Origin of the sequence: Pseudomonas sp. FGI182 (assembly GCF_000511325.1) — a bacterium.
GTDB lineage: Bacteria > Pseudomonadota > Gammaproteobacteria > Pseudomonadales > Pseudomonadaceae > Aquipseudomonas > Aquipseudomonas putida_Z.
Genome location: NZ_CP007012.1, coordinates 2,954,893 through 2,968,802 on the forward strand (window position 1 = coordinate 2,954,893; position 13,910 = coordinate 2,968,802).

Sequence of the window (13,910 nt, forward strand, 5' to 3'; positions counted from 1 at the left end):
AAGTGACGCGCGAGTAGTGTCTTTCCAAGAGATGACCTGAGGCTTCCTATGTCCGCCACCACACAACCGACCTCACACGCGCACCCGATGGCCACGCTGTGCAAGGTCATCGGCGCCCACGCGCCAACGGCTGGCGATTTCGCGACACGCATCGCGGACCTCAGCGTCTACCGACGCAACGTACCGGCCCCACCGGTCACCTGTATCGTCGAGCCAAGCATCGTGCTGGTCGTGCAGGGCGCCAAGGAAATGGTCATCGGCGGCGACGTGTTCCCTTATGACTCGACCCGGTTCCTGGTCACCTCGCTGAACATCCCTGCCCATTCGGCGGTGACGATGGCCAGCGAAGGCGCACCTTGCCTGGGCCTGGTGTTCAAGCTCGACCTGCGCACACTGGCAGAGTTGATCGCGCAAGACGGCCGCCTGCCGGCGGGCAGCCAGTCTGTTCACACAAGCGCCGGCGTGGGTTGGCTAAGCCCGAAGCTGCTGGAGAGCTTCAGCCGACTGATCGGGCTTTTGGAAGAGCCTGATGCGATACCCGTGCTCTGGCCGCTGATTCAGCGAGAAATCCACTATCGGTTGCTACAGAGCGACCAGGCCCCCCTGCTCCGCTACATCGCCTCGGTCGGCAGCAAGGGGCATCGAATCGCCAAGGCCATCGACTGGCTGAAACTGAACTACGCCGCGCCGTTGCGGGTAGATGAGTTGGCCTCTCGGGTGCAGATGGGGCTGTCAACCTTCCATCAGCACTTCCGCCAGCTCACCGCGATGAGCCCGCTGCAGTATCAGAAATGGTTGAGGTTGAACGAGGCAAAACGGCTGATGCTCAATGAACACCTGGATGCTGCCACGGCAGCCTTCAAGGTCGGCTATGAAAGCCCTTCGCAGTTCAGTCGCGAATATGGGCGGCAATTCGGTACGCCGCCGAAACGCGATATTTCGGAATTGCGCCTGGGTGCAGAAAGAATGGAACAGGGCGACTGCCTTCCTTGGCCTTTGACTACGAAATAGCTTCACTTGCGGGCATGCGTGCCTTGCAACAATCTTCTGGCCTGCGCGGGTCCTTGTAGGAGCGGCCTTGTGTCGCGAAAGGGCTGCGAAGCAGCCCCGGCAATTGGTGCATCTGCGCTGAAACCCTGGGGCTGCTTTGCAGCCCTTTCGCGACACAAGGCCGCTCCTACAACAGCTGACCGCGTTGCGCTGCCATGGCTTTCTGTCAGGCATCGACAGCCTGCTGCAGCCCTCCTCCCAGCGGCAATTCATACGATTTCTTCACCGTACGCACCACCAACGTCGAGGAATAAGTGCGAATCGGAATATCCCGGTAAGTGTCGAGAAACCGGTAGATATAGTCGGTGTACTCGGTGGCGTCGCGAAACTTGGCAACCATCACGAAGTCGAACTCGCCCGTCATCAGGTAGCAGTCCTGAATCTCCGGGTGGCTGGCCAGGATGTGCTGCATCTTGCGGTCAATGTCGTTGCTGTCGCGGTCCAGCTTCACCAGAAAGAAGGCCGTCACCTGAATGCCAAGCTTGCGCTCGTCCAGTATCGCGACCTTGGCCTTGATGATGCCTGCGCTCTCCAGGCGCCTGATACGCCGGTAGCAACTGGTGGAAGACAGCCCGACGCTGTCGCTCAGCAACTCCAGATTCTGGCTGCAATCCTTTTGCAGCTTTCCCAGAATTTTCAGATCCATGGCGTCTGTCATTTTTCACGTGTCTTCCTTGAAAAACTGCAATGAATCCGCCGCAAGGACGCGCCAATTTGCACGATTCCCTGCGTGCCAGCTCTTTACCATCAACTGAGCTTAGCAGCCCGCCTGCGGGGCGCATGAGAGGGACCTTATGATCATCGCGAAACCCACATGGACCGCGGACATCCACGGCCTTTTTACCGCTCCCTACTGGATCCCCGCTGCGCAGCGCGCGGCCGTGGCAGCCTCCTGGACCGGGTGCATGAACGCCTATTTCGTCTATCTGGACGACCCGGAGTCGGTCAAAACCTGGTCAGAAACCATCTACCAGCACCTGGCCTCGCGCAACATGCCGCTGACCCTCGACCAGCAACAGTTCTGGCCGATCGATGCCCTGGAAACCTTCAGGTTGTGGGTCAACCAGGGCTGGCGCCTGGACGCCGATTCTCCCTTCGATCTGGCCGAACGCATCCCGCCACCAGACCTGCCCCAATCGGTCAGGCGGGTGAGAAAGGACATCCGCGCCCTGAGCCTTGAGGAGCTGAACCTGTACCGCGCCCGCCTGGACGACGTGATGCAGGTGGGCGACCCCGACAGTGGCTCGCCCTGGCAACGTTACGCCTACATCCACACCAACTGGTGCCTGCATTACCAGGAGGCGTTTGCCCTCTGGCACCGGGCCTACCTGTTGTACCTGGAACAACTGATCGACTGCGCCATTCCCTACTGGGACTGGATGGCCGAAGATGCCAGCGTCGACGGCAGCCCGCAGGCCGGCCTGCCCCAGGCGTTTCTCGATGAAACCTATGTGCACCCGCACACCGGCGAAACCCGGCCCAATCCCCTGCGCTACGCGGCCGCCAAGGACGGTTGTTCCAAGGTGTGCGCCAGCGGCGCGGCCAAGGGGGTGGACTGCCGCTATGTGCAACGCGACCGGTTGTTCTACACCCACGGTGACGACTCGCGTTCGGATCGCGCCCGTTTGTACGGCATGAGCCGTATTTTCCAGCAACAGGTGGTGGATGCCCTGAAGTTCACCACGTTCAGCCAACCACAGGGTGTGCCCGGTTATCCGTGGGCCAACATCCCGGTGTTCGACCCGCCCCAGAAGGACAGCCTGTACCCCAATCGCGCCCTCAACTTCGACGGCCTGTACGAGCAACCCCACGACAACTATCACGGCTGGATCGGCGGCGACATGGCCGACAACGCCTACACCGCCTTCGACCCGGTGTTCTGCTCCTACCACGCCAATATCGACCGCATGCTCGAGGTCTGGATCAGGGCCAACCCCGGGGCGCAATACACCACGCAGTGCCTGCTCCAGCCGTTCTCCGGCCACGACGCCACGCAGCTCACCTTCACCAGCGCCGACGCCTGGCGCTACACCACCATCGGCGACATGGCCCAGGACAGCCGGCACATCGGCTACGACTACGGCGTGCCGGTGGCCCCACAGTTCGGCGCGCCCAAGGCGGCCACCGGCGCCTGCTGCAAGCACAGCGCAAAAGCCGGGCCTGCCGCGGACAACACCGCAGGGCCCGGGCCGTGGGTGGTGTTCGATCATGTGCGCTGCACCCATGACACCTATCTGATCGATGTCTTTCTCGACCAGCCCGACGCTGCCACGCAGCACGTCAGCGCCGACAACCCCCATTACGTGGGGCGTTTCAGCCGAATCGGCATGGGGCTGGTGGACGACAAGGGCCGATGCATCACCCACGGCGTGTCCCGCGCACTGAATGCGGCCCGCAACGCCGCTGCGCTGGGCCTTGGCCGCGGCGATGCGGTGCAGTTGTCGCTGGTGGTGACTCACCTCGACAGCGGCCGCGTGCTGACGCCTGACGAATACATGACCTTGCCCGGTTTCATCGCCCAACTGGTGTGGGACGACCCGCGCCAGACCCTCGCCGGCCCGCCCCCGGTCGCCGGCTGCTGCTCTGCTTCCACCTCACGCACATCAGGAGAACCGACATGAGCACGCCCTTCAAGCAGTTCACCTCTCCCGCCGGCCAAGCCCCCAAGGACTACAACAAGCTGGGCCTGGAAGATCAGTTGCCGCAGTTTGAAACCGACTGGAACAACAACCTCACCGGCTGGACCGAATCGTCCATCATCGGCAACCCCTGGTCGGGCCTGAACGACGCCCCCCGCTCGGGTTACTACAACCCGCTGGTGGAAGGTTTCGGCGACGTGACCGCCCCGGCGATCACCTGGGCGCCCTTCCCCAACCGGCTCTGGACGTTCTTCTACAACAACGGTGCGGCGGTCATTCCCCAGTTGGGTGGCAAGGCCATGACCCTGGACCAGGTGATGGAGTTGACCGACCACGGCCAGATCACCCTCGACAACACCCTCTACATTCTCTACGACCCCAACAAACAAGGTACCGTGCTGCAACTGCCGGCCAAGCGCTGCCCGAGCATCGACTGGAACGGCAAGTACACGGCGTTCTCGCCTTCCGGCCCACGGGGCTGGCTCGACGAGTACTGCGAGTGGTCGATCGTGCGCGATGCCAACGGCAACATGCGCAAGATCACCTTCACCTGCGAAAACCCCGCGTACTTCCTGACCATGTGGCGTATCGACCCGAACGCAGTACTGGGCCTGTACCGCGACTACATCGACCCGAACGTGCAACTCGAAGACCTGTACCTGCGCTACACCGCCGACGGCCCGACCGGCAAGGCCGGCGACCCGGTCATCGACTCCACCACCGGCAAGCCGGCCTATGACACCGTCAACAAATGGAACGCCGGAACGGCCTGTGTGCCCGGCCAGTTCGGCGGTGCGATGCACCTGACCTCCGGCCCCAATACCCTCAGCGCCGAGGTGTACCTGGCCGCCGCCGCCACCATCCTGCGCCCGGTGAGCAGCAGCCAGAACGCCCAGTCGTTGATCTGCTGCGCGCAGTACGGGCAGAACTATCGCAACTCTGATCCGCACATCGGTTTCATGGCCAATACCACGGCGGTGAACAACCGACTGTCGCTGACCAACCCCATTGGCCTGTACTTGCAACAGCCCACCGACTTCAGCGCCTGGAAGGGCCCGCAAGGCCAGGACGTGAGCCAGTACTGGCGCATCACGCGTGGTACGGCCAAGTCGGCTGCCAACGGTTCCGACCAGATCCTGCAGGCGGTGTTCGAGGTGCCGGAAAGCGCCGGCTTCTCGATCAATGACATCACCATCAACAACCAGAAGGTCAACTATGTGTGGGTCATCGCCCAACAACTGCTGGTCGGCCTGAGCGTCACCGTCAAGCCGCTCAGCACCACGCCTCAAGCGTTCCCATGCGTGCAGGACCGGGTGGCCGGCCTGCAACCCTGGCCAGTGCAGCTGCTGCCGCTGGACCTGTTCTACGGGCAATCCCCAACCGACCTGCCCGCCTGGCTTGCACCGGGTAGCAGCAACCAGTTCGTGCTGGTGGTGCAAGGCGCCGACCCGACTACCACGGCGCAGAATGCCAGGGTGCAATTCTCCAACCCTGGGGTGACGGCGCAGGTCACCCAGTACCTGCCCGACGCGTCGGCCATTCCCGGCCAGACCAACTCGGGCGGCACCCAGGCCTACATTCTGACCATCACGGTCAGCCCCTCCGCAGCACCCGGCCTGGTGACAGTGCGTGTCCTCAACCCGAGTGAGGATGTGAACGTGAGCGCGACAGACCACCCTTGGGAATCTGGCCTGGCGCTGGTGCCGGGGGCCTGAGTCACGCCAGTCACCCCACTTACGCCCCTCTACCGCCGCACCTTCGGGTGCGGCTTCACAGCTTGCAAGGAGCGCAATGATGTCCAGGTCACGCTTGAGTCTTCTGTCGCTGCTGTGCGGCATTCTGCTGTGCCTGTCGACCCTGCAACCCGCCACGGCGGCCACGCTGTCGGACGCCGATACCTGTGTGCAGCAGCAATTGGTGTTCAACCCGGCCAGCGGGGGATTCCTGCCGGTCAACAACTTCAATGCCACCAGCCAGGCGTTCATGAACTGCTTTGGCTGGCAGCTGTTCATTGCCTTGAACTGGCCGGTGAACCCCGGTTGGCCGGCCACCGCCAGCCTGGCGGGCGAACCCGACATGCAAAGCACGCTGGCGCAGTTCGGGGTCCCCTCCGCACCGGGTCAACCCATGAGCGTGGCCCCGGTATGGGCCAGCTACAAGGACGCCAACGACATCTTCCTGCCCGGCGCACCCACGCCCACCGGCTGGGGCGTGCAAACCCTGGTGCCATCCGGCTGCAGCACCCAGGGTAGCCTCAAGGCACTCAAGGTCGGCGCACGCAAGTTCATGAACGCCACCTCCGAAGGCGCGATCAATGCCTTGCACGGTTTCCACCTGTCGACCGGGACACTTGCGTCCATTCCCGACCCGGTCATGGAGGCGTCCGGCGGCTGGCTGACGGACCAGGCGGGCAAACTGGTATTTTTTGAGCGCAAGGTGGGCAAGGCCGAGTTCGACTACATCGTCGAAAAGGGGCTCTACGACGCCGCCAACCAGTTGAAGGTCGCGCAAAACCTCGACGGCCAGACACCGGAGGGCCTGTCGCTGCCCATCGGCGAACCGATGCGCTCACTGCCGACCTCCCCAGTGCCACAGGAGCAACTGGGCGCGATCGAGCTCAAGGCCGCATGGCGGGTGCTGACCGGCAAACCCGAGCTGTTCGGGCGCTACCTGACTACCGTCGCCTGGCTCAAACGCCCCGACACGCTGGAGTGTACCCAGGAGGTGGTGGGGCTGGTGGGCCTGCATATCATCAACAAGACCCAGGCTTCGCCCAACTTCATCTGGACCACCTTCGAGCAGGTGGACAACGTGCCCGAACCGGCCCAGGTCCCGCCGCAACAAACCCCGCCGAACGGGTTTGCCTTCAACAACCCTGACTGTGGCAACGGCCCCGAGTGCACACCAAACCAAGCCCGTATCCAGTGCAAGCAAACGCATCCCGACAAGGACTGCACCGATCTCTTCCCACGCGACCAGCCGGTACAGACCACCCGCGAACACCCCGTGCCCGGCGACCTGCAAGCCCTGAACAGTGCGGTACAAGCCAACTTCGCGCAGCACAGCCAAGGCAAGTCGGTGTTCCAGTACTACAAGCTGATCAACGTACTCTGGACCCTCGCCCCCAATCCGCCCAGCCCGGAACCGGGCGCCAACGCGCAGGTGCCGTTGTCGTACGGGCCGTTCATCAGCCAGGGCAATGTGCCGGTGGCCAACACCACCATGGAGACCTACGTGCAGGGTGACGACTGCAACCAGTGCCATCAGTACGCGACGACTGCCGGCAGCCCTTCGTTGGCCTCGGACTTCTCCTTCCTGTTCAACAGTGCCGGTTCCGCCAGCAACAAAAGCCTGATCAAAAGCGTCAAGGCTTTCGAAACCCTCAAGGACCGCCCCTGAACCGCAAAAGGGGCGATCACCGATCGCCCCGAACAGGGGTTCGCCTATCGCGCTTTGCCCTTCAAGTAGGTGCCTGGCCTCACACCAACATTTCGCACCCTTGAAATTAATGCGTTTAGTCAGCTTGCCAAATATTGCTTGCACACCGCGGGAACGGGCTTCGGTCATAACAGTACACACAGACCTTCCTGTGTCTGACCTGAGGTAAGCGATCATGGCAAACAATCAAGACAAGGGTGGCAACCAAGGCAATGCTGACACCGGCATGGGTAACAACACTGCCGGCACCGGCCAGCAAGGCGGCCAGGGTTCGGGCGGCCGGATGCCCGGCCAACAGCAGCAAGGTGGCAGCCAGTCCGGCCAGAAATCTGAGGACAAGATGAACAAGGACTGGGAACGTTCCCGTGACACAGGGAGCCAAGGCGGCCAACGTACGACCGACAAGCAGAACCAGAACCTGACAGACAAGGACCGCATGGGCGGCCAGCAAAACCAGGCAGATGATCAGCAGTGGGATAAAGATCGCTGATCATCCGCAGCCGGCATCAGGGTGAGTTTGCCCTGATGCCACCTCCAACGTACGGCAGGTTCCTGATGAACAACTCCAGAGAACGGCATTCGACGGTCATTTGCCTGCAAGCAGGACGCATCCTTTTCGTGCGCAAGCAAAGCGCTGAATGGTCGTTGCCAGGCGGGAAAATAGATCCAGGCGAGCATCATCTGGACGCTGCGCAGCGCGAGCAGATGGAGGAGACTTGCCTACCCTTCAATGGTGCTCGATTCCTCAACCACTACGTGCTCGCAGGCGAGGAACATTACCTTTATCAGCTGCCTGTCGAACCTGGCGCAAAACCTACCGCAAATCACGAGATCGTGGAGTGCCGCTGGTTTACAGCGCCTGAACTTCACGAAGTGCAGGTCAAGCCGTCCAACATCCAGCTGCTTGAACGAGAGCACCTGCTCCCTGTGTAGGGGTACCCGATTATCAGCGAAACGCGGAAAGTGTTCCGGCAACAACCTGGTTTTTCAGGGGGCTCGACGCGATTAACCTGCCACCACTGCTCACCTGAAAGGTCACATCCCAATGAAAGCAATCGTCTATGACACCCCCGGCCTCCCGATCCAGGATTCCCGATCGTTGTACGAGCACGAACTGCCCAAGCCCACACCCGGTGCCAGGGACCTGTTGGTGGAAATCAAAGCCATCGCGGTAAACCCTGTCGACACCAAGGTCAGAGCCAGCCGCAGCGGTGACCACCCTCAAGTGTTGGGATGGGATGCCGTGGGGATCGTTCGCGAAGTCGGCGCCGAGGTGTCGTTGTTCCAGCCTGGCGACGAAGTGTTCTACGCCGGTGCAATCGACCGCCCGGGCAGTTACAGCGAATATCACCTGGTCGACGAGCGAATCGTCGGGCACAAGCCTCGTAGCCTGGACAATGCCAGCGCGGCAGCCTTGCCGCTCACATCCATCACCGCCTGGGAATTGCTGTTCGACCGCCTGGGTGTGGAGGAAAATGGCGGCGCTGGCAAGAGCCTGCTGATCATCGGTGCCGGCGGCGGTGTTGGTTCGATCCTGGTACAGCTTGCACGCAAGCTTACCCAGCTCAAGGTGATCGGTACCGCGTCACGCCCTGAAACCCAGGCCTGGGTCAGCGAACTCGGGGCACATCATGTCATCGACCATTCGGCATCCTTTGCCCTGCAACTGGAACAACTTCAGTTCAACTCGGTGGATTACGTCATCAGCCTGACCCACACCGATGCGTACCTCGCGCAGATCGTCGAAGTGCTGTGCCCACAGGGCAAGCTCGCGCTGATCGATGACCCTCAGCATCTCGATATCGTGCCGTTCAAGCGCAAATCGCTGTCGGTGCACTGGGAGCTCATGTTCACACGCTCGCTGTACCAGACCGAGGACATGATCAAGCAGCACCACCTGCTGGAAAAGGTATCGGCGCTGGTCGACGAGGGGGTCATCAAGACCACCGTTGGCGAGCACTTCGGCAGCATCAGTGCCAGCAACCTCAAACGCGCCCATGCCCTGATCGAAAGCGGCAAGGCAAAAGGCAAGATCGTTCTGGAAGGCTTCTGATCACTCGCCCGGTCAACGCAACGAAGGCGGGGCCATGAGCCCCGTCACCTTATCCATCAGCAGCGATGAGCTGCTCGAAACGCTCCGCCAGAAACGCTCTGAGCACCTGCACAGCAGGTGTGAGCGATGTTCGATGAGCGCACACCAGCTGCAACGGCGCAGGTTGACCGTAATCCCCGGGAAACAACTCGATCAGCCGCCCGGCACGTATGTCCGCCAGCACATCCAGCCTGGATTTGTAAACGACCCCCAATCCGTCAACACCCCAACGCCGAACGATATCGGCGTCATCGCTCACGCGGTCGCCTGTGACTTGCACGGTCTTGACGCCATCGGGCAAATGGAAACTCCATCGCTCGTAGGTTTGCTCGCCCATCACATAACGCAGGCAATTATGCCTGCCCAGATCTTCCAAGGCCCCTGGTGCCCCATGTCGTGCCAGGTAATGTGGCGAGGCGCAGACCGTTCTGCGATTTCCAGGGGCAAGCATCAGTGAAACAAGGCTGGAATCTGCCAGCTGCCCATATCGGATACTCGCATCCAGTTGCTGGCCGACAAGGTCGGCCACCTGATCGCTGATCCGCAGTTGCAGCATCACCTTGGGGTGCAATCGCTGGAAATCGTCCAACCAGGGCAGCAGCAGATTCCTGCCAATATCCGAGGGCATGGACAGGCGAAGTGTACCCGCGATCTCATCTCGCCCCTCGGTCAGCGCCACCTCACCGTTGTCCAGTGCCTCCAAGGCCTGACGGGCATGAGGCAGATATCGCTCGCCATCATCCGAAAGCCGCAAACGCCTCGTGGAACGCACGAACAACCTGGCACCCAGGCAGCTTTCCAGGCGCTGGACTGCGCCGCTGGCCAAGGCCGGTGAAATATCCAACAACCTGGCCGCTGCCGAGAAGCTGCCGGCAGAGGCTGTTGTGACGAAGACCTGAAGATCATCAACCCGAACTGTTTTTTTCACTGTGGAAAATTCTTGACCTGGCGCGAGGATCAAAGCGTAGCGGCAATGCTGATACCTGCCCAGCGTTGGCTTGCAGGAATTGCAGCGCGCCAGGTGTATCCCGTCATCCAGGCGAAAAAGCAAAAAAGATTTCAGCGCACCGCTGCGGTCAGAATCGTAGATAGCAGTGGAGATAACACCATGAAATTCGCGCTGTTCTGCCAATGGCTCGCCAAGCACGCTGGTAAACCCGGTACCTTCCTCATCGCCGTGGTGCTCATCACCCTGTGGGCTGCGTCCGGGCCCTGGTTTCACTACAACGACACCTGGCAACTGATCGTCAACACATCGACGACCATCATCACTTTCCTGATGGTCTTTCTGATTCAGAACACCCAGAACCGTGACAACGACATCATCCACGTGAAGCTCGACGAACTGATCCGCGCTACAAAGTCCGCAGAGCAATCGGTACTAGGTCTCGAATCTCTCGACAACCGAGAGATCCATCAACTTCGCAAGGAGTATCAGGCGATGGGCCGAAACTGCGAAACGGCCCCACAGTCGCCTCACGAACAGCAGGCAGACGATGCCGCTCGGGACAACCTGCAGCGCTAGAGGGCCACGGGCATTGAGGAGTTCGGTCAACAACGCGTCGATCTTCAAAGCAGAGCCTCCCTGATTCAAGCTGCAAGCGATTGTCCTGCACACAGATAGCCGCCGGCCCTCTGCCGGGGCAGTTGGGCCGACGACGAAGATGCCGCAGGATCAGGAATTGAAGCCCAACCCCGAGGAAAGGTCGGCGTCTCCAGGCCTGCGCTCTGCCTGTGTCGACGCTTTACCACCCGCCTGATCGAGCGACTCTTCGACCGACGCCTTCACCTCGCGACCCTTGGCCTTGAGTGTGTCGGTCAAGCGATCGCTGCTGGCGCCCATCAGCTGGTCTTCCTTGCGGGTACTGGGTAGCGCCGCCCCCAATGCCGCACCCAGTGCTATCCCCAAAGCGGCCAATACCAGCGGTTGCTCCTGAAGCAGATGATCGAACTGGCCTTTCAGAGCCGTGGCCTGGTCTGCGGCCTTGTGTGCCGAATGGCGCAGGGTATCCGCAGAAGCGCCCACGGAGTCGCGGGCGCCGCTGCCAAGTTCGCTGGCCCGATCGCGCATGTCATGGGCTTTCATGCGCACCTTCTGGCTGGCGTCGTGCACTGCCTCCCCCGCCTGCGCGAAAGCGCCCTTCACCGTGTCCACCGCGTCGCCGAGCTTTTCGCCCAACCCCGGGCCCTGGTGTGCAGGCCCGGGGTTGAAGGGGCGGTTCTGGTTCAGGCCCAGCCAGGCCAGGCCCAGTACCGTCAGGGTAGCGGGTACGGGGTTGTTCTTGAGGGTGGTGCCCAGGTTCTGGAAGAACTCGCCGCCATTGCCTTTGGCATAGGCCAGGACTCGGTCGACCATCTGGCCCGGGCTCAGGCGCTGTTCGAGGGCGTCCACCAGATCGCTGATGTGCTCGCGCTTGGCGTTGATTTCCTGCTCGAGCAAGTCAGGGTCTTTGTGCGCTTCATGTTCGAAGGAAGTGGTCATGGCAGTTTCCTCTTCAGCGTGTCCTTGTCCTGCTGCATGGCATGCAAGGTGCGGTCAGGGGCCAGGTGCGTGGGTTCGAACCGTTTCTTGCCCGACTGCAACATGATGAACCCGATCACCAAGGTGACCGCGCCCACGATCAAGGCTGCCAGCCAAGGCTCGACCACCATCGCCAGGGCGTAGACTGCCGCCAGCAACAGGATGACGAAGCCCGCCAGCATCACGATCGCGCCCGCCGCCACCGCAGCCGTGCCGGCCTTGAGTGCGGCGAGGTTCTGCTGCAGCTCTGCCTTGGCCAGCGCCAGCTCTTTGGTGAACAGGTCCGGTACTTCCCGCATCAGCTGGCGCAACAAACCGCCAACACCGACGGCGTCGTCTTCCACCGTGTGCAGGCCTGGGGTGGTATGCAAGGGGTCTTTGTTCATCATTCACCTCCTTTGAGTGGATCGCGCTCGAACGGGCTGCCACTGACCGGCGTGCCTGCACCATGGCCGACTGGGTCGACGGGGGTGAAAGGTTCACGGTTGGATACGTCGCTACCACGATCAGGCACGGGCTGCGCGGGGCGGGACTGGCGCCAATCAGCGGACGACGCAGGGGTGGTGGACTCATGGCTGGTGCTGGCTCGCATGAAACGCGACACGGCAAACCCGATGGCGACGCTACCGGCCAGGAACAGCGCCGGGTTGCTCCTGGCCAACTGAGCACCACGCTGCAGCAGGCTTTCGGCACTTTCGTGGCGTACCTGTTCGGCAAACTCACCCACGCACTCTGCTGCCTGGTTCAGGTACTGCGACAGCCCGAGACTGTCGTTGCCTTGCAGCGCAGCAGCCGCCGAACGCGCTCCCTCCTCGAGCGAATCAAGCTGATCGGCTGCGTTATCGCGGTAGTGTTCGAACTGCTCGCTGCCTTTGTGCCTGGCCTCGCCAAGCAGCGCACCGGCGTCATCGATCAAGGCATGTTCCTGGGTGCTACCGGGTGGAGACGTCGAACTTTGATTGGTCTTGTCCATCGTTTCGCCCTCGAAGCTGATTGTTGGGTGAGTGCCGCCTTTATTGGGGCATTCATTCGAGGGACGCAGGTGAGGCGGCAGGAGTTCAGCGTTTGTGATCTATGACATTTGCTTGGAGGCCCAGAGAAAATGGCGCAATCAAACCTGGTTATTGGTACCGGAGCAAAGGCTTTGAAGGTAGCGGTAATCAGAGTCGACAACGATTGGAGCACCGCGTTGTCTCGGGGGGCAGCCGCCCTGCTCACGCCAGCTGGATGAAGACCGCGTAAATACCGAGAATCATCCAGAAGACCAGAAATATCCAAGGTGTACGCAGCGAAAACAACAACGACTTGCGGTGCCCGGCCAGGGAGGTTTCCGCCTCGCTGAACAGTGGCGATTCGTCATATGCCAGCCCCATCAGTGGCTCGCTGCGCAGAAGGTGGCTCTGTTTCAATTGCCAGTGCTCGATGATCTTGTAGGCCGCGCGAATGCCCGGCCAGGCATTGAGTGAACTCAACACCCCCAGCAATGCGAGAAACGGCGGAACCACCAGCGTGAACATCTCGCCCCAGCTCTGGTTGAGGTTACCCATCGACGATACGAAGGCGATCACCAGAAACGACTGCGCGGCAAGATAGGCGTCAGTGCGGTTGGCGAGGATGCTGGTCTCGTACTGGATTTCACGGCGGTAGAAATCAAGGCGCTCTTTTGGCGAACCGAACATGCGGGCGTTCCGCTCGCTGATCTCGTGTTCAGGGGTGCCTGGAGTGATGATTCGCGGCACGTACTGGCTCCTGAAAGTGAGAATGATGGTGCCTCGAAACTTGAGAAGCGAACCCATGAGTGAAGGCCTGCCTGAAGATTTCAGGCAGGTCCTGGTCACAACAAGCTTCAGGTACCGCCGGTACCGCTATTGGAGAATTTCTTTACATCAATGGTCGGTGCGACGAACTCCGGCCCGTCGCCCGATACCCGCCAGCGCACATTGTTGATGCCGTAGCGCTCAGCCATCGGCCGGCTGACCTTCTTGATCTTGTGCTGGCCGAACCGTGGAATGATACCCACGCCGGCATCGCAACTTGCCCAGTGCCAGGCTTCGGCGTTGTCCATACGCTCGAGCCGGATGATGAAGGTGCGAAATTCCCCATGAAGCTCGTACTCGATCACATACAACTGCTGTCCAGCCATTGCACTCTCCTTCACCAATTCAGACTA

Annotated in this window: 15 protein-coding genes; 8 read left to right on the top strand and 7 right to left on the bottom strand. The window is 61.2% G+C overall.

Features of this window, described 5'->3' with window-relative positions; all coding sequences use genetic code 11:
* Positions 1–48: 48 nt before the first annotated feature.
* Complete coding sequence (locus C163_RS13040) at positions 49–1,011, top strand: AraC family transcriptional regulator (protein WP_025339178.1); 963 nt, start codon at positions 49–51, stop codon at positions 1,009–1,011.
* A 205-nt stretch (positions 1,012–1,216) separates the two neighbouring features.
* Here the strand turns inward: C163_RS13040 and C163_RS13045 are convergent, their stop codons facing one another.
* A complete protein-coding gene (locus C163_RS13045; RefSeq protein ID WP_003258733.1) occupies positions 1,217–1,696 on the bottom strand; it encodes an Lrp/AsnC family transcriptional regulator in 480 nt (159 codons plus the stop codon).
* A 148-nt stretch (positions 1,697–1,844) separates the two neighbouring features.
* Here C163_RS13045 and C163_RS13050 point away from each other — a divergent pair, with 148 nt between their 5' ends.
* The 6 genes from C163_RS13050 to C163_RS13075 all read left to right on the top strand — a co-directional run bounded on the left by C163_RS13050 (position 1,845) and on the right by C163_RS13075 (position 9,180).
* On the top strand, positions 1,845–3,671 hold the full coding sequence (locus C163_RS13050; RefSeq protein ID WP_025339179.1) for a tyrosinase family protein: 1,827 nt from the start codon (positions 1,845–1,847) through the stop codon (positions 3,669–3,671).
* The gene (locus C163_RS13055) at positions 3,668–5,404 is read left to right on the top strand and encodes a hypothetical protein (protein ID WP_025339180.1); all 1,737 of its coding nucleotides are present in this window, start codon (positions 3,668–3,670) and stop codon (positions 5,402–5,404) included. The genes C163_RS13050 and C163_RS13055 overlap by 4 nt, the downstream gene beginning before the upstream one ends.
* 79 nt (positions 5,405–5,483) lie before the next feature.
* Positions 5,484–7,088, top strand: coding sequence for a hypothetical protein (locus C163_RS13060; RefSeq protein ID WP_025339181.1), 1,605 nt, complete (start codon positions 5,484–5,486; stop codon positions 7,086–7,088).
* A 214-nt stretch (positions 7,089–7,302) separates the two neighbouring features.
* The gene (locus C163_RS13065; RefSeq protein WP_025339182.1) at positions 7,303–7,617 is read left to right on the top strand and encodes a hypothetical protein; all 315 of its coding nucleotides are present in this window, start codon (positions 7,303–7,305) and stop codon (positions 7,615–7,617) included.
* 65 nt (positions 7,618–7,682) lie between these two features.
* Positions 7,683–8,060, top strand: coding sequence for an NUDIX domain-containing protein (locus C163_RS13070; protein WP_025339183.1), 378 nt, complete (start codon positions 7,683–7,685; stop codon positions 8,058–8,060).
* Positions 8,061–8,172: 112 nt separating this feature from the next.
* Positions 8,173–9,180, top strand: coding sequence for a zinc-binding alcohol dehydrogenase family protein (locus C163_RS13075; protein ID WP_025339184.1), 1,008 nt, complete (start codon positions 8,173–8,175; stop codon positions 9,178–9,180).
* Positions 9,181–9,229: 49 nt separating this feature from the next.
* Here C163_RS13075 and C163_RS13080 read toward each other — a convergent pair whose 3' ends face one another.
* Positions 9,230–10,147, bottom strand: coding sequence for a LysR family transcriptional regulator (locus C163_RS13080; RefSeq protein ID WP_038408135.1), 918 nt, complete (start codon positions 10,145–10,147; stop codon positions 9,230–9,232).
* Between the two features lie 180 nt (positions 10,148–10,327).
* Here C163_RS13080 and C163_RS13085 point away from each other — a divergent pair, with 180 nt between their 5' ends.
* Positions 10,328–10,744: a low affinity iron permease family protein gene (locus tag C163_RS13085; protein WP_025339185.1), complete on the top strand. Its 417-nt coding sequence runs from the start codon at positions 10,328–10,330 to the stop codon at positions 10,742–10,744.
* A gap of 150 nt (positions 10,745–10,894) precedes the next feature.
* Here the strand turns inward: C163_RS13085 and C163_RS13090 are convergent, their stop codons facing one another.
* From C163_RS13090 to C163_RS13110, 5 genes are all read right to left on the bottom strand, one after another.
* Positions 10,895–11,701 carry a DUF3618 domain-containing protein gene (locus tag C163_RS13090; protein WP_025339186.1) on the bottom strand — a complete coding sequence of 269 codons (807 nt, stop codon included), beginning with the start codon at positions 11,699–11,701 and terminating at the stop codon, positions 10,895–10,897.
* Positions 11,698–12,126 carry a phage holin family protein gene (locus tag C163_RS13095; RefSeq protein WP_025339187.1) on the bottom strand — a complete coding sequence of 143 codons (429 nt, stop codon included), beginning with the start codon at positions 12,124–12,126 and terminating at the stop codon, positions 11,698–11,700. Before C163_RS13095 ends, C163_RS13090 begins: the two co-directional genes overlap by 4 nt.
* Positions 12,126–12,713: a hypothetical protein gene (locus C163_RS13100; RefSeq protein WP_025339188.1), complete on the bottom strand. Its 588-nt coding sequence runs from the start codon at positions 12,711–12,713 to the stop codon at positions 12,126–12,128. The genes C163_RS13095 and C163_RS13100 overlap by 1 nt, the downstream gene beginning before the upstream one ends.
* A 241-nt stretch (positions 12,714–12,954) precedes the next feature.
* Positions 12,955–13,479 carry a hypothetical protein gene (locus C163_RS13105; RefSeq protein WP_025339189.1) on the bottom strand — a complete coding sequence of 175 codons (525 nt, stop codon included), beginning with the start codon at positions 13,477–13,479 and terminating at the stop codon, positions 12,955–12,957.
* A gap of 107 nt (positions 13,480–13,586) precedes the next feature.
* Positions 13,587–13,883: a DUF6555 family protein gene (locus tag C163_RS13110; RefSeq protein ID WP_025339190.1), complete on the bottom strand. Its 297-nt coding sequence runs from the start codon at positions 13,881–13,883 to the stop codon at positions 13,587–13,589.
* Positions 13,884–13,910: the final 27 nt, after the last annotated feature.

What these genes read in the sequence shown, in the direction of transcription:
- C163_RS13040 (WP_025339178.1), top strand. Translation starts at nt 49, where the DNA reads ATGTCCGCCACCACACAACCGACCTCACACGCGCACCCGATGGCCACG.
- C163_RS13045 (WP_003258733.1), bottom strand. Translation starts at nt 1,696, where the DNA reads ATGGATCTGAAAATTCTGGGAAAGCTGCAAAAGGATTGCAGCCAGAAT.
- C163_RS13050 (WP_025339179.1), top strand. Translation starts at nt 1,845, where the DNA reads ATGATCATCGCGAAACCCACATGGACCGCGGACATCCACGGCCTTTTT.
- C163_RS13055 (WP_025339180.1), top strand. Translation starts at nt 3,668, where the DNA reads ATGAGCACGCCCTTCAAGCAGTTCACCTCTCCCGCCGGCCAAGCCCCC.
- C163_RS13060 (WP_025339181.1), top strand. Translation starts at nt 5,484, where the DNA reads ATGTCCAGGTCACGCTTGAGTCTTCTGTCGCTGCTGTGCGGCATTCTG.
- C163_RS13065 (WP_025339182.1), top strand. Translation starts at nt 7,303, where the DNA reads ATGGCAAACAATCAAGACAAGGGTGGCAACCAAGGCAATGCTGACACC.
- C163_RS13070 (WP_025339183.1), top strand. Translation starts at nt 7,683, where the DNA reads ATGAACAACTCCAGAGAACGGCATTCGACGGTCATTTGCCTGCAAGCA.
- C163_RS13075 (WP_025339184.1), top strand. Translation starts at nt 8,173, where the DNA reads ATGAAAGCAATCGTCTATGACACCCCCGGCCTCCCGATCCAGGATTCC.
- C163_RS13085 (WP_025339185.1), top strand. Translation starts at nt 10,328, where the DNA reads ATGAAATTCGCGCTGTTCTGCCAATGGCTCGCCAAGCACGCTGGTAAA.
- C163_RS13090 (WP_025339186.1), bottom strand. Translation starts at nt 11,701, where the DNA reads ATGACCACTTCCTTCGAACATGAAGCGCACAAAGACCCTGACTTGCTC.
- C163_RS13095 (WP_025339187.1), bottom strand. Translation starts at nt 12,126, where the DNA reads ATGAACAAAGACCCCTTGCATACCACCCCAGGCCTGCACACGGTGGAA.
- C163_RS13100 (WP_025339188.1), bottom strand. Translation starts at nt 12,713, where the DNA reads ATGGACAAGACCAATCAAAGTTCGACGTCTCCACCCGGTAGCACCCAG.
- C163_RS13110 (WP_025339190.1), bottom strand. Translation starts at nt 13,883, where the DNA reads ATGGCTGGACAGCAGTTGTATGTGATCGAGTACGAGCTTCATGGGGAA.